The organism is Pseudomonas sp. N-137, from assembly GCF_034555295.1.
Taxonomy (GTDB): domain Bacteria; phylum Pseudomonadota; class Gammaproteobacteria; order Pseudomonadales; family Pseudomonadaceae; genus Aquipseudomonas; species Aquipseudomonas rhizophila.
Map to the genome: position 1 here is coordinate 198937 of NZ_JAXUDQ010000018.1, position 26331 is coordinate 225267.

The 26331-nt window shown below is 61.2% G+C and carries 20 protein-coding genes; 11 read left to right on the top strand and 9 right to left on the bottom strand.

Translation table 11 applies throughout. The features are described 5' to 3' along the window. Positions 1 to 32: 32 nt before the first annotated feature. From T3A99_RS15840 to T3A99_RS15875, 8 genes are read right to left on the bottom strand one after another with little or no spacing between them, the layout of a single operon-like run. The gene (locus T3A99_RS15840) at positions 33 to 1163 is read right to left on the bottom strand and encodes a glycosyltransferase family 4 protein (RefSeq protein WP_047226659.1); all 1131 of its coding nucleotides are present in this window, start codon (positions 1161 to 1163) and stop codon (positions 33 to 35) included. Then, the gene (locus T3A99_RS15845) at positions 1164 to 2294 is read right to left on the bottom strand and encodes a glycosyltransferase family 4 protein (protein ID WP_076383173.1); all 1131 of its coding nucleotides are present in this window, start codon (positions 2292 to 2294) and stop codon (positions 1164 to 1166) included. It abuts the gene before it with no gap. After that, positions 2285 to 3652, bottom strand: a complete 1368-nt coding sequence (locus T3A99_RS15850) for a glycosyltransferase family 4 protein (protein WP_274090638.1) — start codon at positions 3650 to 3652, stop codon at positions 2285 to 2287. The genes T3A99_RS15845 and T3A99_RS15850 overlap by 10 nt, the downstream gene beginning before the upstream one ends. Further along, entirely contained in the window at positions 3649 to 4914 is a 1266-nt protein-coding gene (locus T3A99_RS15855; RefSeq protein WP_305466976.1) for an ABC transporter ATP-binding protein, read from the bottom strand. The genes T3A99_RS15850 and T3A99_RS15855 overlap by 4 nt, the downstream gene beginning before the upstream one ends. Further along, positions 4914 to 5711, bottom strand: a complete 798-nt coding sequence (locus T3A99_RS15860; RefSeq protein WP_047226663.1) for an ABC transporter permease — start codon at positions 5709 to 5711, stop codon at positions 4914 to 4916. Before T3A99_RS15860 ends, T3A99_RS15855 begins: the two co-directional genes overlap by 1 nt. After that, on the bottom strand, positions 5711 to 7153 hold the full coding sequence (locus tag T3A99_RS15865; protein ID WP_305466975.1) for a mannose-1-phosphate guanylyltransferase/mannose-6-phosphate isomerase: 1443 nt from the start codon (positions 7151 to 7153) through the stop codon (positions 5711 to 5713). The genes T3A99_RS15860 and T3A99_RS15865 overlap by 1 nt, the downstream gene beginning before the upstream one ends. Positions 7154 to 7156: 3 nt before the next feature. After that, positions 7157 to 8125, bottom strand: a complete 969-nt coding sequence (gene gmd, locus T3A99_RS15870; protein ID WP_047226665.1) for a GDP-mannose 4,6-dehydratase — start codon at positions 8123 to 8125, stop codon at positions 7157 to 7159. Then, positions 8122 to 9036, bottom strand: a complete 915-nt coding sequence (locus T3A99_RS15875; protein WP_322834547.1) for a GDP-mannose 4,6-dehydratase — start codon at positions 9034 to 9036, stop codon at positions 8122 to 8124. The genes gmd and T3A99_RS15875 overlap by 4 nt, the downstream gene beginning before the upstream one ends. 426 nt (positions 9037 to 9462) lie before the next feature. Between T3A99_RS15875 and T3A99_RS15880 the strand changes: the two genes are divergently transcribed. The 7 genes from T3A99_RS15880 to T3A99_RS15910 all read left to right on the top strand — a co-directional run bounded on the left by T3A99_RS15880 (position 9463) and on the right by T3A99_RS15910 (position 18591). Next, on the top strand, positions 9463 to 11058 hold the full coding sequence (locus T3A99_RS15880) for a glycosyltransferase (protein WP_322834548.1): 1596 nt from the start codon (positions 9463 to 9465) through the stop codon (positions 11056 to 11058). After that, the gene (locus T3A99_RS15885; RefSeq protein WP_047226668.1) at positions 11052 to 12344 is read left to right on the top strand and encodes a glycosyltransferase; all 1293 of its coding nucleotides are present in this window, start codon (positions 11052 to 11054) and stop codon (positions 12342 to 12344) included. Before T3A99_RS15880 ends, T3A99_RS15885 begins: the two co-directional genes overlap by 7 nt. Next, positions 12341 to 13216, top strand: a complete 876-nt coding sequence (locus T3A99_RS15890) for a class I SAM-dependent methyltransferase (protein WP_322834549.1) — start codon at positions 12341 to 12343, stop codon at positions 13214 to 13216. The genes T3A99_RS15885 and T3A99_RS15890 overlap by 4 nt, the downstream gene beginning before the upstream one ends. Continuing rightward, positions 13213 to 14367 carry an acyltransferase family protein gene (locus T3A99_RS15895; protein WP_139048689.1) on the top strand — a complete coding sequence of 385 codons (1155 nt, stop codon included), beginning with the start codon at positions 13213 to 13215 and terminating at the stop codon, positions 14365 to 14367. Before T3A99_RS15890 ends, T3A99_RS15895 begins: the two co-directional genes overlap by 4 nt. Then, positions 14361 to 15176, top strand: coding sequence for a class I SAM-dependent methyltransferase (locus T3A99_RS15900; RefSeq protein ID WP_076383181.1), 816 nt, complete (start codon positions 14361 to 14363; stop codon positions 15174 to 15176). Before T3A99_RS15895 ends, T3A99_RS15900 begins: the two co-directional genes overlap by 7 nt. Before the next feature lie 78 nt (positions 15177 to 15254). Beyond that, positions 15255 to 16448, top strand: coding sequence for a DUF3142 domain-containing protein (locus T3A99_RS15905; protein WP_322834550.1), 1194 nt, complete (start codon positions 15255 to 15257; stop codon positions 16446 to 16448). Next, positions 16435 to 18591, top strand: coding sequence for a hypothetical protein (locus T3A99_RS15910; protein ID WP_047226673.1), 2157 nt, complete (start codon positions 16435 to 16437; stop codon positions 18589 to 18591). The genes T3A99_RS15905 and T3A99_RS15910 overlap by 14 nt, the downstream gene beginning before the upstream one ends. A 70-nt stretch (positions 18592 to 18661) precedes the next feature. Here T3A99_RS15910 and lpdA read toward each other — a convergent pair whose 3' ends face one another. After that, positions 18662 to 20062, bottom strand: a complete 1401-nt coding sequence (gene lpdA / locus T3A99_RS15915; protein ID WP_076383184.1) for a dihydrolipoyl dehydrogenase — start codon at positions 20060 to 20062, stop codon at positions 18662 to 18664. Positions 20063 to 20228: 166 nt separating this feature from the next. Between lpdA and T3A99_RS15920 the strand changes: the two genes are divergently transcribed. From T3A99_RS15920 to T3A99_RS15935, 4 genes are read left to right on the top strand one after another with little or no spacing between them, the layout of a single operon-like run. Continuing rightward, positions 20229 to 22190, top strand: a complete 1962-nt coding sequence (locus T3A99_RS15920; RefSeq protein ID WP_322834551.1) for a protease modulator HflK — start codon at positions 20229 to 20231, stop codon at positions 22188 to 22190. Then, positions 22187 to 23224 (top strand): protease modulator HflC, encoded by a 1038-nt coding sequence (hflC, locus tag T3A99_RS15925; protein WP_107323159.1) that lies wholly within the window; start codon positions 22187 to 22189, stop codon positions 23222 to 23224. Before T3A99_RS15920 ends, hflC begins: the two co-directional genes overlap by 4 nt. Further along, entirely contained in the window at positions 23221 to 24273 is a 1053-nt protein-coding gene (locus T3A99_RS15930) for a protease modulator HflK (RefSeq protein ID WP_322834552.1), read from the top strand. Before hflC ends, T3A99_RS15930 begins: the two co-directional genes overlap by 4 nt. Further along, on the top strand, positions 24270 to 26213 hold the full coding sequence (locus tag T3A99_RS15935; protein WP_322834553.1) for a cation-translocating P-type ATPase: 1944 nt from the start codon (positions 24270 to 24272) through the stop codon (positions 26211 to 26213). Before T3A99_RS15930 ends, T3A99_RS15935 begins: the two co-directional genes overlap by 4 nt. Positions 26214 to 26331 lie beyond the last annotated feature (118 nt).

Here is a 26331-nt window from a genome sequence, read left to right on the forward strand (position 1 = left end):
GGGGATTTATCCACTCGCCTCATCGGCGAGTGTTACGCGTAGGAAAGCGCCTTTTGCTCCAGCAACGCCTCATACAGTTGCAGCCATTTGCGGCCCATCTCCTCGGAGGTGAACAACTGCCGGTAACGCTCTTCGGCCCTGATGCCCATTTCCCTGGCCTGTGCCGGGTTGTCCCACAGGGTACGCATCGCTTCCCGGAAAGCTTCGGGGTTGCTGGGGGGCACCACCAGGCCGGTTTCATTGTGGATATTGATGTAGCTGGTGCCGGTGCCGATCTCGCTGGAAATCATCGGTTTACCATACATCGCGCCTTCGAGCAGGGAGATGCCAAACGCTTCAGAGCGCAGGTGTGAAGGGAACACGATGGCGTAGCTCAGCTCCAGCAATGCCACCTTGTCTTCATCGTCCAGGCGTCCGAGGAAGTGCAGGTTGCGCAGGCCCAGCGCCTGTGCCTGGGCATGAAGTTCTTTCTCCAGCGGGCCTGCACCGACGATGACCACCGGATAATCCACGCCTTTGAGGGCGTCGAGCAGAATGTGCAGGCCCTTGTAATAACGCATCACCCCCACGAACAGAAAGAAGCGCTCGCCCAATTTCGCCTTCCACTGCGCGATGCGTTCAGCGTCACGCTGTGGATAACTGGCTTTGTTCAAGCCATAGGTAATGATCTGGGTCTTATCGCGGTACTCCTTGAGCACGTCGCTGGTATGCACATAGTTAGGTGATGCCGCGACGATGCGATCCGCGCCGTTCAAGAAGCGTCGCATCAGGGGGCGATACAGTTTCAGCAGGTGCCGCTGACGCACGATGTCCGAATGGTAGGTGACCACATAGGGTTTTTTCAGGGCGCTGCAAAAATGCACCAGGTCCATGAATGGCCAGGGGAAGTGGTAGTTGATTACGTCTGCTTCGGCAGCCAGCTCGCGGAATTTCTTGAAAACACTGTAGGAAAACCCGGTGGAGGCCAGTTGGAAGTCCATCCGGGCCTGATGAACCTTATGCTGTCGGATGCTGATCGGACCCGGCGCTGGATCGTTGCTCAGCGTCAGCACGGTGTTATCGATGCCCAATCGGTCACTGCTGTCGCACAGCTGGAAAATAACCTGTTCGATGCCGCCCATGGAGTCAGGCAGATAGGTTTTGTAAAAGTGCAGGACTCGCATTCAACCTCCCAGAACCTGGCGATACGCCTGGGCGGTCACCTGTGCACACCGTTGCCAGGAAAAAAGCGCTGCTTGTTGCAACCCGGCTTCACGACACGCCTGCCAATGCAGGCGATCTTCGATCAACTGGCCCATGGCTTCGCGCATGCCTTGGGGATCGTCGGGGTCGCAATAATTGCCGGCCGCCCCGGCCACTTCCGGCATCGCCGAGCAGCGGGTGGTAATCACCGGGGTGCCGCTGGCCATGGCTTCGAGCACCGGCAGGCCAAAGCCTTCATAGCGCGACGGAAAAATCAGTGCACGTGCCCCTGCCAATAGCTGGGCAACCTGTTCGTCGGGCAAGTAGCCCGCGAGACAAACATGACCTCCGGCCAGGGCATTTTTCAACTCGTCGCTGAGTTGTGCGCGCTGCCATCCGCTCATTCCTACGATGAACAAAGGGAAAGTCTGACGGACGGATTCAGGTAGCCTGGCGTGGGCGCGCAGGGCCAGCGACAGGTTCTTGCGTGGCTCCAGGGTGCCGACACACAGAAAATATCGGCCCGCTTCCAGCCCATGGGCTTTGAGAACCCCATCGATGGCTTCGGGTTCGCGTGGATGGAAACGTGCAGCAGCCCCCAGCGGGGCGACTCTCAAGCGTTCCGCGCAAAGGCCGAAGTGTTCTCGGGCTTCATCGGCGATGAACTGCGAGTCCGTCAGAATCAGCTGCGACTGCTCTACCGCACGGCTGAGCCGACGCTCGATTTCCCTCAGTCGTGCCGGTGGTTGCGTCTCGGGGTAGCGCAGGTGCGTCAGGTCATGCAGCGTCATCACCGTCGGCCCTTCGAAGGCCAGGGGCCACAGGCTCGGTTCGTGATACAGGTCGATGGCGCGGGAACGGCCCTGATCGAAGCGTTTCTGTTCCAGCCAGCGCCGCGCCCGATAGGCCCCCGGTACTTGGCGCAGCAAAGGTGTAAGCCGCGAGTAACCTGGCGTGGCCGCTTGCGGCAACTGCGAGCTCCAGCCCCAGCCGTGGAACAATGACAGCTGTACATCCGGCTCCTGGGCCAGGGCAGTAGCCAGTTCCGCCACGTAATGGCCGATGCCGGTGCGTGGCGCCTGGAGAATCCGGGCGTTCAGAGCTATTCGCATGCGGTTTCCCTGTCGAGGATCACTTCATCGATGTGTCGCTCGATTCGCTCCACCAATTGCGCACTGGCCTGGCGCCAGCTCAGCCAGTGCCATTTATCGAGGGGAAGACTGGCCGGGAAAACCCCGCTGTTTTCCATACCGGTCACCAGGTCTGCCAGGCTCTGGGGATCTTCGAGATTGAAATAGGCCATGAATTCACCGCCGATTTCTCGAAATACCTCAATGTCGCTGCCCATCGCCGGCAAGCCGCGTTGCATGGCCTCCACCAGCGGCAGACCAAAGCCTTCAACGTAGGAGGGGAACACCAGCGCAGTGGCATTTTGGTAAGCGTGTTCCAGGCTATGGTCCGAAAGATTGTTGAACATAAACAGGCGGTTGTTGAGTTGCGGGTGACGTTTTATGCGCTCGATCAAGTCCTCACATTTCCAGCCAATTTTTCCGACGATGCATAACCTTGCCTTTGAGCCGGCAGCCCAGGCGCGTTCGAACGCATCGAGCAGGTAAGCGTGGTTCTTGCGTGGTTCGATGGTGCTGACCATCAGGAACACCGGTTCGGGCTGGGTGAATACTCGCAGCAGTTTGCTGTCGATGGCGCTGGTGGCATCCGCCAAATCCAGTTCGCTGCCCAAGTGGAAATAGTCGAACCAACGTTCACTCACCTGCTGTTCGCCAACGCGCTGCTCCATCTCCAGCCGAACCTGATCACGGATGGTGCTGGAGATCGCGATGTAACCGTCAGCGGTGCGAGCAATCCAGTCGAACCAATGATTGAATACCTTGACCAGGCCGGCGTCGCAGAACTGCGGATGGGTCAGGGGAATCAGGTCGTAGATCACCGATACAATCCCGACCCCATCGCGCTTGAGCTGTTCGGCCAGAGGAAAGAAATCGGCGTGCCAGGAAGAGTCCAGCAACACCAGCTGATCGCCGGGCCGGTGCTGCAATGGTACGCAGCGTGTCGGGACGTGCTGGCGTTTGAGCAAGCGATCGAGCACCCGGATCGGAATGCTCAGAAAGCCCAGGGCAAACAGCCGGCAGCCGAAGTACAACGCGTGGCGCGCCCATCGCGACTGGCTGAAGGGGCGTCGCCGTTCGAGCGTTCGATGCCTGAGCCAGAACAGGCTGGCGAATTGCTCCAGCCGTACCCGCAGGCTGACCAGATCCAGCCCCCTGGAGGGCAACGGGGCGAGGCTCTTCACTTCGTACAACTTGCCCCGCAGTATCACAACGGGGATGCATTCGTGCTCTGCCTCTCTGGCCGGCAGCTCGCGGATAACGTTGCGCACTACTCGCTGAATCCCGGAATTGGCTCTGGGATGTTCATACACGTAGGTGCATTCCATCAGCAGGCGAGTCATGGCAGTTCCTTTTGCGTCAGTTCCTCAACCGCTGGTAATGCCGTGCGCTGGATGCTGGTGCGGGCCTGCAGCCACGAACAGCCAACGAAATCTTCCTGGCGATTGTTGATGACGTGGAACACCAGCCCGTAGTCGCGCCATTCGAAGTTGCGGTCCAGGTGCGAATCCAGTCGGGACAGGCTCAGCGCGACAGAGTAATTGCCCTTGCCCAGGCGCATGTCGAAACTGAAACGGAAGGTGACGTGTTCGCCGGCCTTGAGGTCGGTCACGGCTTTATCCTGGCGATGGGTGTTGATGCCGTACATGGGCTGGCCGAGGCGGTCCTTGATCAGGAAACCCAGCACCAGCCGCTCGATGTCCTGGCGGATTTCGACCCGCACCTGCAACACCATCGGCTGGCCGATTTCGGCCACTTCCACCGGCTGGCCCTGACTGTTCAACAGCCGTACATCAACAATGCCGGCCTCGCCGGTGCCGGAGATGGTACGGACCTGGCCGTTGGCGAGCATTTCCTGGCGGACGATCTGGCCCTCGCGCTGGGCCAGCATTGCGTTGTAATAATCCATCACCTCTTCCGGCTTGCCGCGCATGGCCATGCGCCCGTGCTCCAGCAGGATGGCGGTGTCGCAGATCGACTGAATCGCCGAGCGGTCGTGGGACACGATCAGCAGCGTCGTACCGGCCTTGCGAAAACTGCGGATGCGCTCAAAGCTTTTATGCTGGAAGTAGGCGTCACCCACCGACAGGGCTTCATCGACGATCAGGATATCCGGGCGGCGGGCCGTGGCGACGCTGAAGGCCAGGCGCATTTGCATGCCACTGGAATAGGTGCGTACCGGCTGGTCGATGGCCGCGCCGATTTCGGCAAAACCTTCGATCTCAGGCATCAACGATTCGATTTCCTCCACCTGCATGCCCAGCAACTGCCCGGCCATGAAAGCGTTCTGGCGGCCGGTGAAGTCCGGGTGGAACCCCATGCCCAGCTCCAGCAACGCCGCGACGCGGCCACGCAATTGAATGTGGCCGCAGGTGGGTTGGGTGGTGCCGGTGATCATTTTGAGCAACGTGCTTTTGCCCGCGCCGTTGACCCCGACGATGCCGACGGCTTCACCGGGCTGGATCTCGAAATCGACGCCCTGCAGGACCCAGTGCAATTGATGACGCGGGCGGGAAAAGGGAATCAGCCATTCGAACAACCGGCTCCAACGGTTCGGATACTGCTTGTAGGCCTTGCCCAGGCCACTGACGCGTAAATGCCCCATCAGAGTTCATCCACCATTTCACCGCCGCGGCGTCGAAACATCCGCAAACCGGTGACGCACATCAGTAGGCCGATGACCAACAGCGGTGTCAGCGAACTCCAGACCGGCCACTGGTTGTAGAGAAACAGATTCTGGTAACTCTGCATCAGCGCTGTCATGGGGTTGAGGGCCAGCAGTTGCTGGATCGACGGCGGAAGGATGGTCATCGGGTAAACAATGGGCGTCAGCCAGAACCAGAATTGCAGGCAAATGCCGAACAGTTGCCCGACATCGCGAAAGAACACATTGAGAATCCCCAGCAACATGCCCAGCCCGGCGGCGAACATCACCTGCAGGGCCAGCAATGGCACCAGCGCCAGCAACGTCATCCCTGGCCAGCGGCCGGTGATCAACAGGAAACCGAGAAAAAGGCCGAGGATGATCGCGAAGTTGATCCCGGCGTTGAACAGCACAATCACCGGCAGGCAGATCCTGGGAAAGCTGATCTTCTTCAGCAGATTGGCGTTTTCCAGAAACATGCCCTGACTGCGGGTCGTGATCTCGGCGAAGAACCCCCAGGTCAGCAGCCCGGCGCAGAGGTAAACGCTGTAGGCCATGCCATCGTCCACCCCCGGCAGGCGGGCGCGCATGATGTGGGAAAAAATCACGGTGTAGACGAGGATCATCGACAGCGGGTTGAGCACGGTCCACAACGCGCCGAACAAAGAGTTGCGATAACGCGCCTGGAATTCGCGCTTGACGCTGCCGAGGACAAAACCGCGGTAGCTCCACAGCGCACGGTGCAAGGTCAGCAACATCAGACGGCCCTGCCGTAGTGATCCTCGAAGCGCACGATGTCGTCTTCTCCCAGGTACTCACCGCTCTGGACTTCGATGATCACCAGGTCGATGACACCGGGGTTCTCCAGCCGATGGCGGTGCCCGGCGGGGATGAACGTCGATTCGTTCTTGGCCACCAGATGAGCCTCCGAGCCATTGTTGGTGACCTTGGCCATGCCTTCGACGACCACCCAATGTTCGTTGCGATGATGATGCATTTGCAGGGACAGCGCCGCGCCTGGCTTGACCACGATGCGCTTGATCTTGAAGCGCGGGCCTTGTTCCAGCACGGTGTAGCTGCCCCATGGACGGCTGACCGTGCGATGCAGGCGATAGGCTTCGTGTTCCTTGTCCTTGAGCTGGCGCGCGACGCGGCGTACATCCTGGGCCCGGTCGGAATGGGCGACGAGGATGGCGTCGGCGGTGTCGATGATGATCAGGTTTTCCACACCCAGCGCGGCCACCAACCGTCCCTCACTCTGGACATAGTTGTTCTGGCTGTCGATGAACAACGCCTCACCGCTGACGCGGTTGTTCTGTGCATCGGCGGGCACCAGATCGGCGACGGCACTCCAGGAGCCGATGTCGCTCCAGTCGAATGCGGCAGGGACCACCACCACATTGCTGGAGCGCTCCATCAAGGCGTAGTCGATGGAGATGTCCGGCATTTCGGAAAAATGCGCGACGGACAGCTCCTGTTGCACGCAACCTGATGTCTCCACGGCCGTGCTCGCGGCTATGCAGGCGCGAGCCTGTTCCAGCAACGCCGGGGCGTGGTTCTGCAATTCCGCCAACAGGGTTTTGACTGAAAAACAGAACATGCCCGAGTTCCACAGGAAACGGCCGCTTTCCAGATAGTGTGTTGCGGTTTGCAGGTCGGGTTTTTCGACGAAGCGCACGACCTTGGCAGCGCCCTGGGTATCCAGGGGTTTGCCCCGTTCTATATAGCCGAAGCCGGTTTCCGGTGTCGTGGGCAGTACGCCGAAGGTCACCAGGTAACCGCTTTTGGCCAGTTGCGTGGCATGCTCCACGCTAGCCTTGAAGGCCGCCTCGTTCTGGATCAGGTGGTCTGCGGGCATCACCATCAGGATGGCATCGTCACCGTGCACGGCTTGCACCGCGAGCGTCGCCGTGGCGATGGCCGGCGCGGTGTTGCGGCCTGTCGGTTCAAGTACGAAATGGCCGCGATGGCGTGCCAGATGGGCGCTTTGGTAGTGGTCGCGGCTCTGAAAGTAATACTCGCGATTGGTCACGGTAACGATGTCGCCGCGGCCGTCGAACAACCCGGCGGCGCGTCGGTAGGTCTTGCTCAGCAGCGACTGGCCGTCAGGCAGGATCATGAAGGGTTTGGGATGGCCCTCGCGGGACATCGGCCACAACCTCGTGCCGGCACCGCCGGAGAGAATCATGGGAATCAGCATGGCCTACTCCTTGGCGACGCGTTTCATGTCCGCATCCATCATCATGCGAATCAGGGTGTCGAGGTCGGTCCGGGGTTTCCAGCCAAGAACCCGTTGGGCCTTGGCCGGGTTGCCGAGCAACACGTCCACCTCAGCCGGGCGGAAAAACGCCGGGTCGATCTTCACGAAGTCACGGTAGTCCAGGCCCACATGCTCGAAGGCTATCCTGCACATCTCGCGCACAGTGGTGGTCACGCCTGTGGCAACCACGTAATCGTCGGGTTTGTCCTGTTGCAACATCAGCCACATGGCTTCGACATAATCGCCGGCAAAACCCCAGTCGCGCTTGGTGTCGATATTGCCCAGGCGTAACTCCTGCTGTTTGCCTTGCTTGATGCGCGCAGCGGCGTCGGTGACTTTGCGCGTCACGAATTCGATGCCGCGCAGGGGCGATTCATGATTGAAAAGAATGCCGCTGCTGGCGTGCAGACCGAAGCTTTCGCGGTAATTGACGGTGATCCAGTGGCCGTACAGTTTCGCCACGCCATAGGGGCTGCGTGGGTAGAACGGGGTGTGCTCATCCTGCTGCTCGGCCTGGATAAGGCCAAACATTTCGCTGGTGGACGCTTGGTAGAAACGGGTTTGAGGGCTGAACTGGCGAATGCCTTCGAGCAGGTGGGTCACCCCGAGGCCATCGACGATTCCCGTGGTCACCGGCTGGTTCCAGGAAGCGGCGACGAAACTCTGCGCGGCCAGGTTATACACCTCGTCCGGCGCTGACTTGATCACGGCGCGTTGTACCGAGCAGGCATCGGCCATGTCGCCGTCCAGGTAAACAATGTCGTTCTCGATCCCGGTCTCGCGCAGCCGCCAGCGCGAATCGCTGCTTCGCCGGGCCACCAGGCCATGGACTTTGTAACCCTTGTCGAGCAGTAACTTGGCCAGATACGCGCCGTCCTGGCCGGTGATCCCTGTGATCAATGCACTTTTCATTCTTGTTGTACCCGTATCTCCCAGTCGGACAGGATCGCCCGCAAGGATTGTTGTGTTGTTGTTTCAGGCGTCCATCCCGTGGCCTGGCGTAGCTTGGCAGGGCTACCGCAGACGCGACGCTGTTCTGCGCGGCGAAGACGCGCAGGGTCCTGGATCAATTGCACATCGACCTGGGCGATGTCGCCCAATTGTTCGATCAGGCTGCGAATGCTTTGCTCGTGACCCGAGCAGATGTTGTAGGTCTGCCCCGGCGCGCCGTGATCCAGCAACGCCAGGTAGGCTGAAATCACATCGCCTACGTCAAGAAAGTCGCGGGTGACATCGATATCGCCCACTTGCAACTGGGCCGATTGCAGGCCCAGCTTGATGCGGCTGATCTGCCGGGCCGCGCTGGCGATGACGAAGCTGTCTTTCTGACCGGTGCCGATGTGGTTGAAAGGGCGGGCTACCAGTACCGGCCAGCCTTCGCTCATGCCCCATTGCAGGCTCAGCAGTTCGGCTGACAGCTTGCTGACGGCATAGGGGTTGCGCGGGGCAGGGGCGTGCAGTTCGGTAATGGGGAGCTGGGTTTCATTGACCTGGCCATACACATCACCAGAGCTGACATACAGAAATGTTCCGGTGAACCCCCGGGCCTTGAGGGCCTGGAGAAGATTCAAGGTGCCAAGCAGGTTGATTTGCAGGGTGCGGGCCGGATCGCGAAAGGCTTCGGGAACGAATGTCTGGCCTGCCAGGTGGATCACGGCATCGGGGATCTCGGGCCAGAGACCTTCCAGGGATCTACCGTCTGTCAGGTCATAACGGCTTGGGACGGACATCACCTGCCAGGTGCAATCGGGGGCATCCAGGCGAGATTTGATGTGGCGTCCTACGAAACCGCCGAGGCCTGTTACGAACAGACGTTTTTTCAAGCACCAGCCCTCTCGATGCAAACTTCGTCTGGTGCGGATCTGAGTAGGATATTTCCGTAAGTTCGGAGAAACCCAGTTGAAAGTCAGCCCAGATGAAGCGTTTGTTGTAGTTGTTTGGTTGCCAATCTGTGCCAATTTCGAAGCAATTTCAACCATGTAAATCGTGACCGGTCAGTTCTCATATTTATAGCCGGTTTATTCTCATTCGCCTGTTCACGAACCCTTGGTTGATGTGGTTAGAATGCCCCTTGTCACGATCCCTGCGATGTCGATTTCAAGTCGAACCACGGGGCAAGGGCCACTAAAAACAAGAACGAGACGGGTACGCAGACAATCGGACGAGCAACGGCCTCCTGGCCGGGCCGGTTCATGAGTCGACCGTCATGAGGTGGAGTCGCCGGGATGGCCGCTCCATGATGGGATGCCATGAATTTCATTCTTTACTCGGACGTAAACGATCACTCCATCAGCCAGAGCCTCGGCCGCCCTGAGTACAGTTATTACTTCGTGCTCAAGGCTTATCGCCCCGTGCTGGAAAGCCTGGGCCGGGTGCATGTGGTGTCATCGGTCGCCGAGGTCGATCCGCTCTATCAAACGTTGCAGCAGACGGGGCAGGACTGTCTGTTTCTCTCGTTTTCACCTCCCCACAAGACGCCCGTCGATCTGTTGTGCCCCATGGTCTGCGTGGTGGCCTGGGAATTCGATTCGATTCCGGCCGAGCACTGGGATGACGACCTGCGCCATGACTGGAGCCGCACGCTGGCGCGCCATGGCCGGGTGATTACCCTGTCCAGCCACACGGCCGAGGCGATCCGTCGTACGTTGGGTGAGGATTTCCCGGTGCTGGTCTTGCCCACGCCGCTGTGGGAACGCTTCGCTGCGGTTCGTGAGCAATATCCCATCACACCGGTCAATCCGGGCACGCTCTTGCAGATCAAGGGCTGCATCATCGACAGCCGCCCTCTTGGGCTGTCGGCAGATGGCTTGATCGCTCCGCTTGCCGAAGGGGCATCGGGGAGGGCGTCCAGCGAACCTACGGCCCTGACGTGGCGGCGCCGCGCTTTCATCTCCCGGCATTACCTGCGCGAAGTGCTGCGCGCCTTGACCGCAAAGGCTACCCAAGGGCCGTTGTGGCTGATCAAGCACAATCTGTTGTGCTGGTATCGCGAAGCGGTTCGCGACCTGGTGCCAGTGCCGGTGCGCATTTTGGTGAGCCGACTGATGAGAGGCCCGACGCGGCCTATGCCAGGTGTCGTCGAGTCCACTCCAGAGTCGGTGTCACCGGAACATCCCCAAGCGGTGCTGCCGGATACCCATCGGGTGGTGGAAACCCAAGTCAGCGGGGTGGTCTATGTCAGCGTGTTCAACCCCGATGACGGTCGCAAGAACTGGCATCACTTGATCACGGCATTTTGTTGGGCGCTGCGGGACGTCGAGGACGCCACGCTGGTGCTGAAAATGACCCAGAACGACCTGTCGACCTACTACGTCGAGTTGCTCACGCTGCTGTCCCAGCTATCGCCGTTCAGCTGTCGGGTAGTGGTGATGCATGGCTATCTGGAGGACGAGCAATTCGCCCGGTTGTACGGTGCGGCGAGTTTTTACGTCAATGCTTCGCGCTGCGAAGGCTTGTGCCTGCCGCTGATGGAGTTCATGTCTTGCGCGCGCCCGGCCATCGCGCCGGACCACACGGCGATGCGTGACTACATCGATAGCGAGGTGGCCTTTATCGTCAAATCCAGCCATGAACCCACCATCTGGCCGGAAGATTCGCGCATTTTGTACCGCACCCTGCGCCATCGGCCCGACTGGGGATCGCTGAAACTTGCTTACCAACAGAGCTACGCCATGGCCCGGCATCAGCCGCAGGCCTACCAGGCCATGGCGGTGGCGGCGAATGAGCGCATGCGTCGCTATTGCGGTTTTACCCCGGTGCAGCAGCGCCTGGTGGATTTCCTGGCCCCGCAAGGCCGTGCCGAGAATGCGCCGCTGCTGGCCCAGGTGGGCTCCACATCATGCTGATCATCGTTTATTCGGAAACCAATCAGAGCAACATTCTGGCGAACCTCGGCAAACCCGAATACAGCTATTACTTCGTGCTCAAGGAGTTTCGCCCGGTACTGGAGCGGCTGGGGCGTGTCATTGAAGTGACCCGGCCGGAAGAAGAAGTCGATCAGCTATATGCCGATTGCCTGGGGCGCGGCGAGGATTGTGTCTTCCTGTCCTTTTCCCCACCCCATCGCACAGATGCCCACTACGCCTGCCCGACGATTCCCGTCTTCGCCTGGGAGTTCAGCACCATCCCAACCGAAAGCTGGCAGGGTGAGCCGCGGCACGACTGGCGAGTGGTCCTTGGCGCGACCGGTATGGCGATTACCCATTCCAGCTTCACCGTCCACGCCGTGCGGGAGGTAATGGGGGCGGACTTCCCCATCGTTGCCATTGCCGCTCCGGTATGGGACCGGTTTTACGCGCGCGGTGCGGTGCTGGCCCAGCGACCGACGGTCGATCACATGCGCCTGCAGTTGCGCGGGCTGTTGATCGACAGCCGCACCGTCGACCTGCGGCCCTACGGTCCGCCAGCGCACCAGGCCGGTACGGCGCTGGTTTTTGATGCGCCGGCCCAGGATTGCGAGCTGCTTCTGGACGGAGTGGTGTATACGTCGGTCTTCAACCCTTACGATGGACGCAAGAACTGGAAGGACATGATAAGCGCATTTTGCGCGACGTTCCGCGACGTTCCTGACGCAACGCTGGTACTCAAGCTGACCCACCACGACGTCACCGCCGCTCTCAACGACATGCTGCACCATGTCTACAAGAACCAGTCATACCGTTGCCGCATCGTGCTGATCCACGGTTACCTGGCGGACGCGGACTACGAGCGGTTGGTGGAGGCCACTCGCTATGTGGTCAACTGCTCTTACGGCGAAGGCCAATGCTTGCCCCTGATGGAGTTCATGTCCTGCGGCCGGCCGGCGATTGCACCCGTGAACACGGCGATGGCCGATTACATCGACCACGACAATGCCTTCGTCGTCGAGTGCACCGAGGAACTGACTGCCTGGCCCCACGACCCGCGTGCAGCGTTTCGAACCCTGCGCTATGTCACCGATTGGGACTCGCTGTGCTCGGCCTATCGCGCCAGCTACGACGTGGCAAAAAACGACCCTGAGCGTTATCGCCGCATGTCGGCCCATGCCGTGCGCAGTCTGGAAACGTTCTGCAGCCAGGCCAACGCCGAGCAGCGTCTGCGGGTGTTTTTTGAACAGGTATTGGAGCGTCGCCGGAACGCGCAGCAGCCATGATCGGGCGGTTGCTGGCGTGGCTCAGGCCGCCCGTCGTACCTGCCGTGTCGCCATCGACTGGCGCCGTGTCGCCCCGTGACGTGGGCCTCTACGATGCAATGCTCGACGGCTGGTTTCTCAACGACAGCGGCGAGCTGCTCAAAGGCTTTGCTATCACCGCCCAGGACACCTTGTTGGACGTTGGTTGCGGGGAGGGCGTGGCGACCTTGTTTGCAGTACGCCAAGGCGCTTCAGTGATTTTTACCGACAGCGAGCACGACAAGGTGCGCAGCCTGGCCCGTCAGGTCGAGGCCCAGACCCGCGCGCCGTTTCTGGGTCTGGTCAGCAATAGCCTGCCGCTGCCGCTGGCCGATGGTTGCGCTGACAAAATCGTGTGCATGGAAGTGCTCGAGCATGTCGACCAACCCGAGCCGTTCTTGGCCGAACTGGTGCGCATGGGCCGGCCAGGGGCGCAGTACCTGCTCAGCGTGCCGGCCCCGGTGGGCGAGCATTTACAGCAGGGCATCGCACCGCCGGGTTACTTCCAGTCTCCCAACCATGTGCAGATTTTCAGTGCCGAACGATTCGCTGCATTGGTGGAGGACGCGGGGCTGGTCATCGAGCATCGCCAGGCCAGCGGCTTTTTCTGGGTCATGGGCATGATTTTTTTCTGGGCCAGCGAACGCACGGCCGGACGAGCCCTCGAGGGGGCGGTGCGTGACCGGATCCAGGCGCCTTATCCGCCGCTGATGGAGAGCTGGGCGAGTCTCTGGCAGGGCGTGCTGACACGACCCGATGGCCTGGCGATCAAGCAGGTCCTCGATCAATTCATGCCCAAGAGCCAAGTCATCATTGCCCGCAAACCTGATCCTGCCACCCGGAGCTCAGCATGAGCAGCAAGCGAATCATGGACATCGAGTTGTTGCGCGCCGTTGCGGTGATGGGTGTGCTGTTCCATCACGTACAAGGCATGCCGTTTCCCGGCGGATGGCCGCGTCTGTCGGCTCTTTCCGGTAGCTTCCAACTATGGTGGGGCGTGGATCTGTTCTTCGCGATATCGGGCTTTGTCATTGGCCGCAGTCTGATCCCGCAACTGCGCGGTTGTGACAATTCTCGGCAGTTCTGGGCCACCGCCCGCGAATTCTGGATTCGCCGGGCGTTTCGCCTGCTGCCGTCGGCGTGGCTCTGGTTGCTGCTGATGCTGCTGGCTGCGTTGTTTTTTAATCGTTCCGGTGCGTTTGGCAGTGTGCAAGCCAACGTACAGGCGACCCTGGCCGGTTTTCTGCAATTCGCCAATTTGCGTTTTGCTGATGCATTCATGCGGTATGAATATGGTGCGAGCTTTGTTTACTGGACGCTCTCGCTGGAAGAGCAGTTCTATTTGATTCTGCCGCTGCTGGTGTTCGTCTCGCGCCGGTATCTGGTCTGGGTGTTGCTGGCGGTGGTGCTGGTACAGTTTTTCACCTGGCGTGCGGTATGGCTCTCGGTGATCCGCACCGACGCCCTGGCCCTCGGCGTGCTGCTGTCGATCTGGAGCTTGCGGCACGGGTACGGGCGGTTCGAGCCCAAGTGGCTGCGCTGGCCCGGAGCGGGGATGTTGCTGATCGTCGTTTTGGGGGGCGTGATGGCGTGGATTGCCACTGAACACTTCAATCTGTCGTTCTACCGTCTTGGGGTCATCGCGCTGCTCAGTGCCGTGCTGGTATGGGTGGCCTCCTATGACCGGGACTATCTCCTGCCCCGCAGCCCTTTGAAAACCGCGTTGACCTGGGTTGGCAGCCGCTCCTACGGGATTTATCTGATCCACATCCCGGTGTTTTTCCTGCTGCGCGAGCTGTGGTTTCGTTTCGCCCCGTTGGGGTCGCCGGACGTGGCGAGTGATCCCTGGCTGGCCCTTGCCTGTGCCTTGACGCTGATCGGGCTGTTGAGCGAACTCAACTACCGGATGGTTGAAATGCCCATGCGCCAGCGCGGAGCTCAACTGGTTGAACGCCTGCGTGCCGCCCGTCCCGTCCTTCCCGTCTCTGGAGCCCCTTCATGCTGAGCCTTTTGAAGAAACTCACCACGGGTACGCCCGCGCCCGCAACACCAGCGGCCGACAAGGTCGATCCCTATATGCTCGGGCTGCATGATGCGATGCTCAGCGGCTGGTTCAATCAGCAAACCGGAGAGCTGTTCAGCGGTTTCCCGGTTGCGCCTGAGGACACATTGCTGGACGTTGGCTGCGGCGACGGTGGCAACGTGCATTTTTGTGGCATGCGCGGGGCGAAGATCATCATCGCCGACATCGACGCGGCCAAGGTCGAGGCCACCCGTCAGCGCTTGAGCGACACTCCGGCGCGTGACGTCGAATGCCATGTGACCGACTGCAACCCGCTGCCCATTGCCGATGGTACGGTCACCCGCGTGGTGTCCACGGAAGTCATTGAGCATGTCGACGACCCGGCGCAGTTTCTCGCCGAGCTGGTCCGGGTCGGCCGGCCCGGCGCGCTGTACCTGTTGAGCGTGCCGCACCCCAGCTCCGAAGACCTGCAAAAGGACATCGCCGCGCCGGAGTATTTCCAGAAGCCCAACCACATTCGCATCATCAGTGAAGAGCAGTTCAAGGCGATGGTCAGCGAGGCCGGGCTGGAGGTGTTGAGCCACAGCCAGTACGGTTTCTACTGGTCGATGTGGATGCTGTTGTTCTGGGAAGCGAAAGTCGATTTCAGCAATGCCGACCACCCGTTGCTCAACCATTGGGCCGACACCTGGCAAGCGGTGCTCAATTCGCCACGCGGCGCGCAGATCAAGCAGGCGCTGGACGCGGTGGTGGCCAAGAGTCAGGTGATTATTGCGCGTAAGCCTGGATGACAGGGACTGAGGATGAATTCATTTGTGGCTGGCGCGGGAGGGGTTAATCTGCCAGCCTTTTTTGGGTGCTGAAACTCCATGGCTTTTCTTTTCCGGCTATCGCTGATCCTTGCCGCAGTGCTGTTAAGCGGCTGTGAACAGTCCCCGCCACCGGCTCTCGATCAACAACTCTATGTCTGGCAGCGCCAGTGGACGCCGGCTCACGTGCCGGCGCTGCAACAAAGCCACAGGGATTTTTCCAGCCTGCGCATTCTTGCCTTGCAGGCCTTTCCCCAGGCCGGCTGGAGCCGCGCGCGGATCGATGCGCAACTGCTCAAGGCTGACGGTCGACCGCTGATCGCAGTGATACGCCTGGACGGTCAGCTCAAATTTCTGGATCAGGACGATGTGATCGCGCAGATCCAGCAGCTGCTGAGCGACTGGCAAGCGCAAGGCCTGGCCCCAGTAGGGATCGAGATCGACCACGACGCCGGTAGTGCGCGACTGCCTGCCTATGGCGCATTTTTGAACCGCTTGCGGCAAGCCCTGCCCGCCACGCTGGGGCTGAGCATCACGGCATTACCTGCCTGGCTCGACAGCCCTGCGTTGCCAGGGCTGCTGCGGACGGTGGACAGCAGCGTGTTGCAGGTCCATGCGGTCAGTGATCCCCGGCAGGGGCTGTTCGACCCGAAACAGGCTTTGCGCTGGGCCGAACGCTGGAGCGGTGTTACCACGCGACCGTTCTATCTGGCCCTGCCAGCCTACGGCATGGCGCTGTTGACTCAGGACAGTGGTGTGCCGGTGGTTGAAAGTGAAGTGCCGATCGATCAAGGCGGCGAACGTCGTGAGCTGCTGGCCGACCCGCAGCAAGTGGCCGGGCTGGTGACAGAACTGCGGGCCGACCCGCCGACACATCTGGCCGGGCTGATCTGGTTTCGTCTGCCGCTGGCGGATGACCGACGTGCCTGGAGCTTGACCACCCTCGGTGCCGTTGCGCGGGGGGAACGCCTGGACAGTCGGTTGGCCTTGCGTGTGCGTGAACAGGACGGGCTTTACGATATTGAGTTGGTTAACCAGGGCAATCTCGACAGCCCCTGGCCCCAACGCCTGACCTTGGTCGTTGGCGCCTGCGACGGTGCCGATGCGCTGGCGGGGTACACGTTGCAACAAACTCCCGGACTGCTTACCTTCACCCGCATTCAGGAAGGCCGCCTGGCCGCCGGCGCCCAGCGTGCCGTTGGCTGGGCGCGCTGTACGAAAATTGACCAAGGAGGTTTCAATGTTCACCCGTAAGTGGCCCAGTCGTCTGCTCTGTCTGAGCCTCAGCCTGCCGTTGGGCCAGGTGCTGGCCTGCGGACCGGATTTCCCGATGCGCCTGCTGGATAACCGCAGCCAATCGCTGGCGGATCTGCCCGAAGGCAGCTTTCGCTTCGAGATCAGTCGCCTCGGCCACGCCATAGCCGGGCTCAAGTCGGCCTCCGATGCGACGGCCAACCCGGATCAGCGTTATGGTGATGTGCCTGCCTACGTCGAACAACGCAACAAGGCCGAACGGCTTGGCCTGACCCCGCCGCAGCAAGCGGTGGTGGAGCGGGTGCGGGCGCTGACCGACGTTCAGCAGGTCACCACCGAAGCGGCGAATCTGCCTGCCGAACTGCGGCTGTACGCGATCGGCGCGGCAGCCTTCAACGCCGGCGAGCATGCGCTGGCGGTCGATTCGTTCCGTCAGTTGCTCGCGTTGCCATCGCACGAGCGCCGGTTGCGCAGCACATGGGCCGCGTATTCCCTGGGACGAGCCTTGTTCGCCATGAGCAGCGAGGCGGGCAACGGTGAACCGGCCGTATTGCTGGAGCAGGCTCAAGAGGCGTTCCGTCAGGCTCGTCAGTTGAGCATCAGTGGCTTCAGTGACCCGTTGGAGTTGGGTGTCGCCAGCCTCGGCGAAGAAGCCCGGGTTGCCTACACCCGTGACGATTGGAACAGTGCCATTGAACTCTACGCCAGCCAGAACCTGCTGGGCTCCGAGGTCGGCTACAGTTCGTTGAAACAATTGGTCGGTGACCTGAGCGAGCTGCCGGACGAGCAGTTGATGCGCCAGCTCAAAGGCAAAGCAGTGCAGCAACTGCTCACCGCTTCGTTGCTCAGCCGTATCGGTTGGTCATTCGGTGAGCAACCGGCCGGCGAGAAGCGGCTGGTCAAGTTGCTGCAAGCCAGCACCCGTGACAGCCTCGATAATGCCGACCGTCTGGCGGCGGTGAATTATCAGCAAGGCGATTATGCCGCCGCCAAGGCGTTCCTGGAAAAGGCCGGGGATAACGGGCTGGCCTGGTGGCTGCGGGCCAAACTGGCGGTGCGCGAGGGTGACAAAGGCGCCGCGGCGGCGGCCTATGCCAAAGCCGCCCAGGCGTTTCCCAAAGACGAGTCGTGGGGCGAGCGACGCACGCCGGATTGGAATTACGAGTCCGTGCAACCCAAGTGCCGGGTCGAAGGCGAAAGCGCGATCCTGGCCTTGCAAAGGGGCGATTACCTTCAAGCCTTCGATCAGCTCTACCGCAGCCAGAGCATTTATTGGTATGACGCCGCTACGGTCGCTGAGCGGGTGCTGACCGTCGACGAGCTCAAGCAGTACGTCGATGCTCAAGTCCCGGCGGTGCCGCCGTTGAGCCAGCAGGATCGCGACAATTACGTGCAACTGCCGGTGGCCGCGAACCTGCGCAATCTGCTGGGGCGTCGCTTGCTGCGAGAAGGACGTTACGACGAGGCGCCGGACTACTTCGACAACGTCGAGCTACAGAACCAGGCCCGAGCGTATGGGCAGTTGCGCCAGGAGGCCGAGTCCAGGTGGTGGCCCACTCGACGGGCCGAGGCGTATTTCAATGCATCCTGGTTCGCGCGTACCCACGGTATGGAACTGCTCGGTTACGAGATGGCGCCGGACTACGCCACCTTTGGCGGCAACTATAGCCTTGAACCCGCCGACCTGAAGGTTGGACCGCTGATCAGCGAAGGCGAGTGGCAACGCCAGCAGGCCAGCGCCGCGCAACCGGACGCGCGTTATCATTACCGTTTTGTCGCCACGGCGTTGGCGAGCCAGGCGGCCGACAACCTGCCCCATACCAGCCATGCGTTTGCGGCGGTGCTGTGCGCCGCGGTGGGGTACAACTCCAGTCTGGCGGAGCAACGTGCGTTGTATCAACGTTATGTGCAGCATGGCCCTTACGTGGAGTGGGCCTGGGATTTTGGCCGCCACTGCCCTTATCCTGATTTTCGTAACGCGGACAAACGCTACGTGACCCAGGCGCTGGAGCCGATTCGTTCGGTGTTGCGGCCCTATAAGGTTTGGCTGCAAATAGCCGGTGGCCTGCTGGTGGTGGCGCTGGGGCTGGGGAGGGGATTGATCAGCCGTCGCCAGCGCAAGGCCCGGATTTCGGCTCGCTAAGCTTTGTGTGTACATCCAGGCACGCTGGGAGCAAGCCTTGCTCCCAGCGTGTTGTGGATAAGTTCACGCATTACATCTGTGTCGCCATCCCTTCCACATTCATCGCCGCCTGGCGCAAGGCTTCCGAGCGGGTAGGGTGCGGATGGCAAGTCAGCGCGATGTCCTGGGCTGAGGCGCTGAACTCCATGGCGACGCAGTATTCCCCGATCATCTCGCTGACGCTCGGCCCCACCAGGTGTACGCCGAGGATTTCATCGGTCCGTTCATCGGCCAGTACTTTGGCGAAACCTTCGGTCTCGTGGTTGATCTTCGCCCGGCTGTTGGCCGTGAACGGAAACTTCCCGACCTTGTAGGCGCGGCCTTCAGCCTTGAGCTGTTCTTCGGTCTTGCCGACGCTGGCCAGTTCTGGACGGGTGTAGATAACGTTGGGGATCAGGTCATAGTTGACCTCGCCGGCCTTGCCGACGATCTGTTCGATGCAGGCCATGGCCTCGTCTTCCGCCTTGTGGGCCAGCATCGGACCGGATGTCACGTCGCCGATCACCCACACGCCGGGCGCTTCGGTGCGGTGGCCCTTGTTGGCGAGCAGGCCGCGTTTGTCGGTGCTGAGGCCGACGTTCTCAAGCCCCAGCCCCTGGGTATACGGCCGACGGCCAATGGCGACCAGCACATAATCTGCATCCAAGAGCTGCGTCTCGCCGCCCGCTGCAGGCTCAACCTGCAATTGCACGCCGCTGGCCGAAGACGTGGCGCCGGTGACTTTGGAACTCAGTTTGAACTGGATGCCTTGTTTGCCCAGGGCCCGTTGCAAGGTCTTGCCGGCCTCGCCATCCACGCCAGGACAGACGCGATCGAGGTATTCCACCACCGTGACCTCAGCGCCCAGGCGCCGCCAGACCGAACCCAATTCGAGGCCGATGACGCCTGCGCCGATCACCACCAGATGACGCGGCACTTCACTCAAGGACAATGCACCGGTGGAGTCGAGGATGCGCTGGTTATCGATCGCCACACCCGGCAGGGGAGTGGGCTCGGAACCGGTGGCGATGACGATGTCCTTGGCGCTCAGTGTGGTCTTGCCGCCGTCTTCACCAGTGACCGTCACTTTGCCGGGCCCGTCGATGTGGCCCCAGCCCTTGATCCATTCGACCTTGTTCTTGCGAAACAGGAACTCGATACCCTTGGTCAGGCCTGCCACGCTCTCGTCCTTCTGCTTCATCATTTGAGCGAGGTTGAGGGTGGGGCTGACTTCGATGCCCAGATTGGCGAATGGCGTTCCCATGGCCGCTTCGTACAGCTCCGAGGCGTGGAGCAATGCTTTGGAGGGCATGCAACCGACGTTCAGGCAGGTGCCGCCCAAGGTGGCTCGGCCCTCGACACAGGCGGCCTTCAAGCCCAACTGTCCGGCGCGAATCGCCGCGTTATACCCGCCGGGGCCACCGCCCAGAATGATCACGTCGTAGTTGCTCATGGCGCTTCTCCCGCTCGGCTTGAGAAAAATTATGATCGTAATATGTGCGTTCTCGAATATCTCGGTCAAGGGCCAGGGTCGAGAATTTGCGAGAAGGTGCTCAAACATAAATTTCACAAGAGTCGTTATAAGGTAACGATATGTAACAGAGCCGCGTCGGGGTGGTATGCAAATCGATCTTGATGTCGAGGGGGCAGAGGTAGCCCAGTTGCCGCGGTTCCAGCAGGCGCTCTTTCGGGGGCGTCGTTTGAGGCGGATCGCCTTCGGGTTGGGTGGCGTAGCGGGCATGGGCCTGGTGGTGGCGTTTTTCATCGGGTTGTTCTCGCCGCAGTCGATGTGGCCGCCGCTGCTGGTCAGTCAGAGTGCCGGAGTATGGGTGCTGGTGGCGGGTCTGCAATCGGCCTGGTGGATCACCCAGTGGCGGGGCAGGGCGTTGATGCCGGTTATGGATATCCCGGTTTCTAAAACCCCGCCGGTGGATGACCATGGCTGGTATGAGCGCCTGCTGGATCGAATCAGTGTCCGTTGGATCGCCCTGCTCAAGCACATCGGCGGCCCCACATTGTGGCTGCTCGGTTGGGCACTCCTGGTGCTGTTCAGTCTGGAGCAAACCTGGAACCTGGAATTACCTGCGACCGAGCTCGGCGTGTCGGCCAGTGTGGGAGCGGTGCTCTCTTTGCTGCTGGCGTTCGGGTTGTTGGTGTTGGAGCGTCAGTGGGTCCAGCAATCCCCTCAGCAATGGCCGGAGGCCCAGGCGCTGGCTCAGCTGACCCGGGTGGCGATTGTCGTACTGGTGCTGGGCGCCTTGTGCGTGCTGTTCGCCGCACAAACGTCCATCTGGCCGGTGCGCCTGGCCGTGCTGATGGGGGTGCTGCCGGCTCTGGTGGCGGCGGAATTGTTACTGCGCGCATTGCTGTCGTTGTTCAGCCCGCGCCGGGATTCCCTGGAGCCATCATTGCTGGGCCGAAGCGTCGTCGCCGACCTGTTGCGCTGGCCACCACGGCCATTGTCGGCGCTGCAACATGAGCTGCACAGCCATTTCGGGATCGACTTGCGTCAGATCTGGGCGTTCAGCTACATGCGTCGCGCCTTTTTGCCGGTGGTGGCGCTAGTGTCCTTGGTGGGGTGGCTGCTGACTGGTGTGCATGAGGTTCCGTTGCAAGGGCGGGGCATCTACGAGCGTTTTGGTAAACCGGTGGAAGTATTCGGCCCTGGCCTGCAAGTCGGCTTGCCGTGGCCGTTGGGCAGGGTGTTGAACGTCGAGAACGGCGTCGTGCATGAACTGGCCACCAGCGTCGGCGGCAACCGGATGGTTACCGAGGCTGATTCAGTGGAAGGACCGGCACCCGCGGCTGCCAATCGATTGTGGGACGCCAGTCATGTGAACGAAAAATCCCAAGTCATTGCCAGCCGCCGAGCCGACCAGCAGAGCTTCCAGATCGTCAACATGGACGTGCGTTTCGTCTATCGCATCGGCCTCACCGACGCGGCGGCACTGGCGGCCACCTACAACAGTGCCGATGTGCCCGCGCTGATCGGCAGCACCGCCAGCCGCGTCCTGGTGCATGAGTTCGCCTCGCGGACGCTCGATGGTTTGCTGGGTGTCGATCGGATCAGTCTGGCGGATGAAATCGGCCGTGCAGTACAGGCTGACTTGCAGAGGCTCGACAGCGGTGTGGAAATTCTGGCAACGGTGGTCGAAGCGATTCATCCGCCGGCCGGCGCCGCCAATGCCTATCACGGCGTGCAAGCGGCGCAGATTGGCGCCCAGGCCCTGATCGCCCGGGAGCGTGGTGCCGCAGCGCAGCAGACTAACCAGGCGCAGTTGCAAGCCAGCATCATCCATGACCAGGCTCAAGCCACCGCCCGAGAAATCAATGCGACCGCCCAAGCCGCCGACTTGCGCTTCAACGCCGAACGCCAAGCCTACGCAACGGCTGGCCATGCTTTTGTGCTGGAGCAATATCTCAGCCAGCTAAGCCAGGGACTTGGCAATGCAAAGCTGCTGATTCTCGATCATCGCCTGGGGGCTGGGAGCAACGCGCCCACCCTCGATTTGCGTACGTTCACGCTGCCGGCGGATCCCGCCTCGCCGCCTAACCCGGTCCAGCCAGGAGCTGCCCATTGAGCCAGTCTTCTTCACATGATCACCATGATCATCCCGGTCACGCTCATGCCGGCCACCACCATCACCACGGGCATCATCACCATCATGACGATCCACATGTGGCCGGCCCGTTTCCTTGGGGCCGGGTGGGCTGGGCGGCGCTGCTGGTGGCGTTTGCTATCGCTGCCTCCAGCCTGGTGCAAGTGCGCTCGGGAGAGGCGACGGTCATTACCCGTTTCGGCAATCCGGCGCGGGTGCTGCTGCAACCAGGTTTGAACTGGCACTGGCCGGCACCGTTCGAAGCGGCGATCCCGGTGGACCTGCGATTACGCACCACCTCCAGCGGGCTTCAGGACGTGGGTACCCGCGACGGATTGCGGATCATTGTTCAGGCCTACGTGGCGTGGCAGGTGCAGGGTGACCCGCAAAACGTTCAGCGCTTTATGCGTGCGGTGCAGAATCAACCGGATGAAGCTGCACGGCAGATTCGCACGTTCGTTGGTTCAGCCTTGGAAACCACCGCCGCCAGTTTTGATTTGGCCAGCCTGGTCAACACCGATGCCAGCCAAGTGCGCATCGCCGATTTTGAAGCTCAGTTGCGGCAGCAGATTGATCAACAATTGCTCAGCACCTACGGCGTTCGGGTGCTGCAAGTTGGCATCGAGCGCTTGACCTTACCGTCGGTGACGCTGACTGCGACGGTGGATCGCATGCGCGCTGAGCGTGAAACCATTGCTACTGAGCGCACCGCCATTGGTAAGCGTGAAGCGGCGCAGATTCGTTCTGCCGCAGAGCGTGATGCGAGGATTCTTCAGGCCGATGCAAAGGTGAAAGCGGCTGAGATCGAGGCGCAGTCCCGTGTTGAAGCTGCCGGGATCTATAGCAAGGCATACGCCGGGTCCCCCCAGCTCTACAACCTTCTGCGCTCGCTGGACACCTTGGGAACAATTGTTTCCCCGGGTACGAAACTGATTTTGCGCACCGACGCCGCACCGTTTCGCGCCTTGGTAGAGGGCCCACCATCCGTGGAACGTTTAGGTGGAACACGGCCATGAGTTTGGTTCCACGTGGAACAAATACCTCCGTCAGCCCCTGGATTCAGGCCGGACGGCTAGCCTTTCTGGCGCTCTATGCCGTCACGGTTTTAGCCGCGCTGGCCTGGGCATTTTCAAATGTGCGACAGATTGATCCGCAGAGTCGTGCAGTGATCCTGCGTTTCGGCGCCCTGGATCGAGTCCAGAATGCCGGCCTTTTGCTTGCTTGGCCTCGTCCGGTGGAACACGTGATCTTGCTGCCGGCGGCGGATCGGGTCCTGGAGCGGCGGGTTGAAAACCTGCTGCGTTCGGATGCGGCTTTGCAGGCTGACCGCGTCGCCAGTTTTGCCTCACCGGTCAGCGATGCGCTGGCCGGTTCTGGCTATCTATTGACCGGTGACGCGGGAGTGGTGCAGTTGGATGTGCGGGTGTTCTACAAAGTCAGCGAGCCCTATGCCTTCGTTGTACAGGGCGAGCATGTGTTGCCGGCGCTGGACCGGTTGGTCACCCGCAGCGCCATAAGTCTTACTGCAGCTCGGGACCTGGATACGATTCTCGTGGCTCGCCCCGAATTGATCGGCCGCGATAACCAAGCGGCCGAGAGCCGTGAACGCTTGCGCAGTGATCTGCTCCAGGGCATCAATCGACGCTTGGCCGATCTTGCCGCGACAGGGCAGGGGCTAGGGATCGAGGTGGTGCGCGTCGATGTGCAATCGAGCCTTCCGGGCCCTGCGGTGAGTGCGTTCAATGCGGTACTGACCGCTAGCCAGCAGGCGGACCAAGCCGTGGCGAACGCCCGCACCGAAGCCGAGAAACTGACCCAGACCGCCCGCGAGGACGCCGACCGTGCCCTTCAGATTGCCCATGCTCAGGCCAGTGAACGGCTCGCCAAAGCCTCGGCTGACACTGCTACGGTCCTCAGCCTGGCGAAGACTCAGGAGAGCGATCCTCAGATGTGGCTACGCCTTTATCGTGAACGTATACCCGGGATTCTTCGCCAAGCCGGTTCGGTGACAACGGTCGATCCGCAAGACGATTCCCGCCTGATCATTCAGGGCGCTGAGCAATGAACGCCGAAACCCTCACCGCGCCCATGTTGTCTTCCAGTGAACAGCGTACGGTTGCGCGGCAACTGACGCTGGCGATGATTGCCCTCGGTCTGCTCGCGTTGGGTCTGGTATGGCGCGGATGGGCACCAGAGCAGAATGCTGTCAGTCAATTACTGTGGGGATTGGCCTCCGTGCTGGTGGCTGTACCGGTGATGCGTTCGGCCTGGTACAGCCTGCGATATCCGAGCCTGCATGGCGTCACCGATCAACTGATTGCCCTGGCCATGCTCGGCGCTTGGGCCACGGGGGATTTGCTGACGGCTGCGCTGTTGCCGATCATCATGACCTTTGGTCACGTGCTGGAGGAGCGCAGCGTCCTCGGTTCCCAGGAAGCCATCGATGCCCTCGCCCAACTGACCCGAAGCCAGGGGCGCAAGGTTCAGGCCGACGGCTCGATAATTGAAGTCGACAACGCCACGCTCCAACCCGGCGATGTGGTGGAGGTGCGCGCCGGTGATCGGGTGCCGGTGGATGGTCGGGTCCTGTCTGGCCAGGCCAGTCTCGACACCGCGCCCATTACGGGTGAATCGGTGCCGTTGGAGGCGCTGGTGGGCACTGAGGTTTTTGGGGGCGCGATCAACCTCGATGGCCTGCTACGCCTGGAAGTGACTCGCACGGGGGATGAGTCGACGCTGGGCAGAGTCATTGCCCTGATGCAAAACGCCGAGCGTTCCAAGCCGCCCATCACCCGGTTGCTTGAACGGTACGCCGCCAGCTATCTGGTGCTGGTGTTGCTGTTGGCGGCGGTGACCTGGTTCGTTACAAACGACGCCCAGGCGATGCTGGCGGTGTTGGTGGCAGCGTGTCCTTGCGCACTGGTCCTGTCAGCTCCGGCGACGGCGGTTGCCGGCATCGCAGTCGCGGCGCGTCATGGAATCCTGATCCGTAGTTCGGCCTTCCTGGAGGAACTGGCGGACCTGACCTCGCTGGTCGTCGACAAAACGGGCACGCTTACCCACGGCATCCTTCGCCTGCAATCCATCGACAGCGTCCGCGAGCATGAATCCTTTCTGCTGCCATTGGCCGCCAGCCTCGGTTCGGCCAGCAGCCATCCGGTCAGTCGTGCGTTGGCTGGGTTGGTGGCGCCGGAAAAATATCTGCCGCTGACCGAAATCCACGAACACCAAGGGTTGGGTGTGGTGGCGATGACCGACCAAGGTGAGGCGGCTCTTGGTCGGGCTGAGTTGTTCGCCCGGTTGGGGATCGAGACTTCGCCGATCCCTGACCATGACGGACCTATTGCCGGCCTGGCCTTGGGGGGAACGTTCATCGCCTGGCTGTTGTTGGCCGACAGCACCAAGCCGGAAGCGCGCCAGGCCATGGCTGAGTTGCGGGCGCTGGGCCTGGGGCGCCAGTTGTTGCTGACCGGGGACCGCCAGAGCGTAGCCAACAGACTGGCGCGGGAAATCGGTATTGGCGAAGTGCAGGCTCACGCTTTGCCTGAAGACAAACTTAAACGGGTCATGGCCGAGATCGACCACGGCTTGCGACCCATGGTGGTGGGGGATGGCATCAATGATTCCCTGGCGCTCAAGGCCGGAGTAGTGGGCATAGCGATGGGGGCGGGTGGCTCGGACATCGCGCTTGCGTCGGCGGACATTGTATTGATCGGCAGTGACCTGCGCCGCCTCGGCACCTGCGTGCGCCTGAGTCGTCGATGCAGGCGCACGTTGCAGGTCAACGTGATCATCGGGTTGGGTTGGACGCTGGCGATCATCGCTTTCGCCGCATTCGGTTGGCTTGGCGCGGCTGGGGCGATGATCGCGGCATTGCTGCATAACGTGAGCACGTTGCTGGTCTTGGGCAATGCCGGGCGTCTTTTGCGGTTTCAGGAACCGTTGTTGAAAATCGAGACCCTCGACCAAAGGGGAATTTCGGCGAACTGTAGGCCATACTCATAGTCAGCTACGCAGAGGGTGTACCCCTTCAGGGAGTTACTGGTTAGAACAGTAGATGTGGAAGGCGATAGAAAAAGGCTATAAATTCGATAGCCTGCTATTTTTCTAGGATGGTCTACCC

Bases quoted from the DNA above. Each gene is read 5' to 3' on its own strand.
- lpdA (WP_076383184.1), bottom strand. From the start codon at position 20,062: ATGAGCAACTACGACGTGATCATTCTGGGCGGTGGCCCCGGCGGGTAT.
- T3A99_RS15895 (WP_139048689.1), top strand. From the start codon at position 13,213: ATGAGCAGCAAGCGAATCATGGACATCGAGTTGTTGCGCGCCGTTGCG.
- T3A99_RS15860 (WP_047226663.1), bottom strand. From the start codon at position 5,711: ATGTTGCTGACCTTGCACCGTGCGCTGTGGAGCTACCGCGGTTTTGTC.
- T3A99_RS15930 (WP_322834552.1), top strand. From the start codon at position 23,221: ATGAGTTTGGTTCCACGTGGAACAAATACCTCCGTCAGCCCCTGGATT.
- T3A99_RS15905 (WP_322834550.1), top strand. From the start codon at position 15,255: ATGGCTTTTCTTTTCCGGCTATCGCTGATCCTTGCCGCAGTGCTGTTA.
- T3A99_RS15840 (WP_047226659.1), bottom strand. From the start codon at position 1,163: ATGCGAGTCCTGCACTTTTACAAAACCTATCTGCCTGACTCCATGGGC.
- T3A99_RS15900 (WP_076383181.1), top strand. From the start codon at position 14,361: ATGCTGAGCCTTTTGAAGAAACTCACCACGGGTACGCCCGCGCCCGCA.
- T3A99_RS15880 (WP_322834548.1), top strand. From the start codon at position 9,463: ATGAATTTCATTCTTTACTCGGACGTAAACGATCACTCCATCAGCCAG.
- T3A99_RS15845 (WP_076383173.1), bottom strand. From the start codon at position 2,294: ATGCGAATAGCTCTGAACGCCCGGATTCTCCAGGCGCCACGCACCGGC.
- T3A99_RS15910 (WP_047226673.1), top strand. From the start codon at position 16,435: ATGTTCACCCGTAAGTGGCCCAGTCGTCTGCTCTGTCTGAGCCTCAGC.
- T3A99_RS15890 (WP_322834549.1), top strand. From the start codon at position 12,341: ATGATCGGGCGGTTGCTGGCGTGGCTCAGGCCGCCCGTCGTACCTGCC.
- T3A99_RS15855 (WP_305466976.1), bottom strand. From the start codon at position 4,914: ATGGGGCATTTACGCGTCAGTGGCCTGGGCAAGGCCTACAAGCAGTAT.
- T3A99_RS15935 (WP_322834553.1), top strand. From the start codon at position 24,270: ATGAACGCCGAAACCCTCACCGCGCCCATGTTGTCTTCCAGTGAACAG.
- T3A99_RS15850 (WP_274090638.1), bottom strand. From the start codon at position 3,652: ATGACTCGCCTGCTGATGGAATGCACCTACGTGTATGAACATCCCAGA.
- gmd (WP_047226665.1), bottom strand. From the start codon at position 8,125: ATGAAAAGTGCATTGATCACAGGGATCACCGGCCAGGACGGCGCGTAT.
- T3A99_RS15920 (WP_322834551.1), top strand. From the start codon at position 20,229: ATGCAAATCGATCTTGATGTCGAGGGGGCAGAGGTAGCCCAGTTGCCG.
- T3A99_RS15865 (WP_305466975.1), bottom strand. From the start codon at position 7,153: ATGCTGATTCCCATGATTCTCTCCGGCGGTGCCGGCACGAGGTTGTGG.
- T3A99_RS15885 (WP_047226668.1), top strand. From the start codon at position 11,052: ATGCTGATCATCGTTTATTCGGAAACCAATCAGAGCAACATTCTGGCG.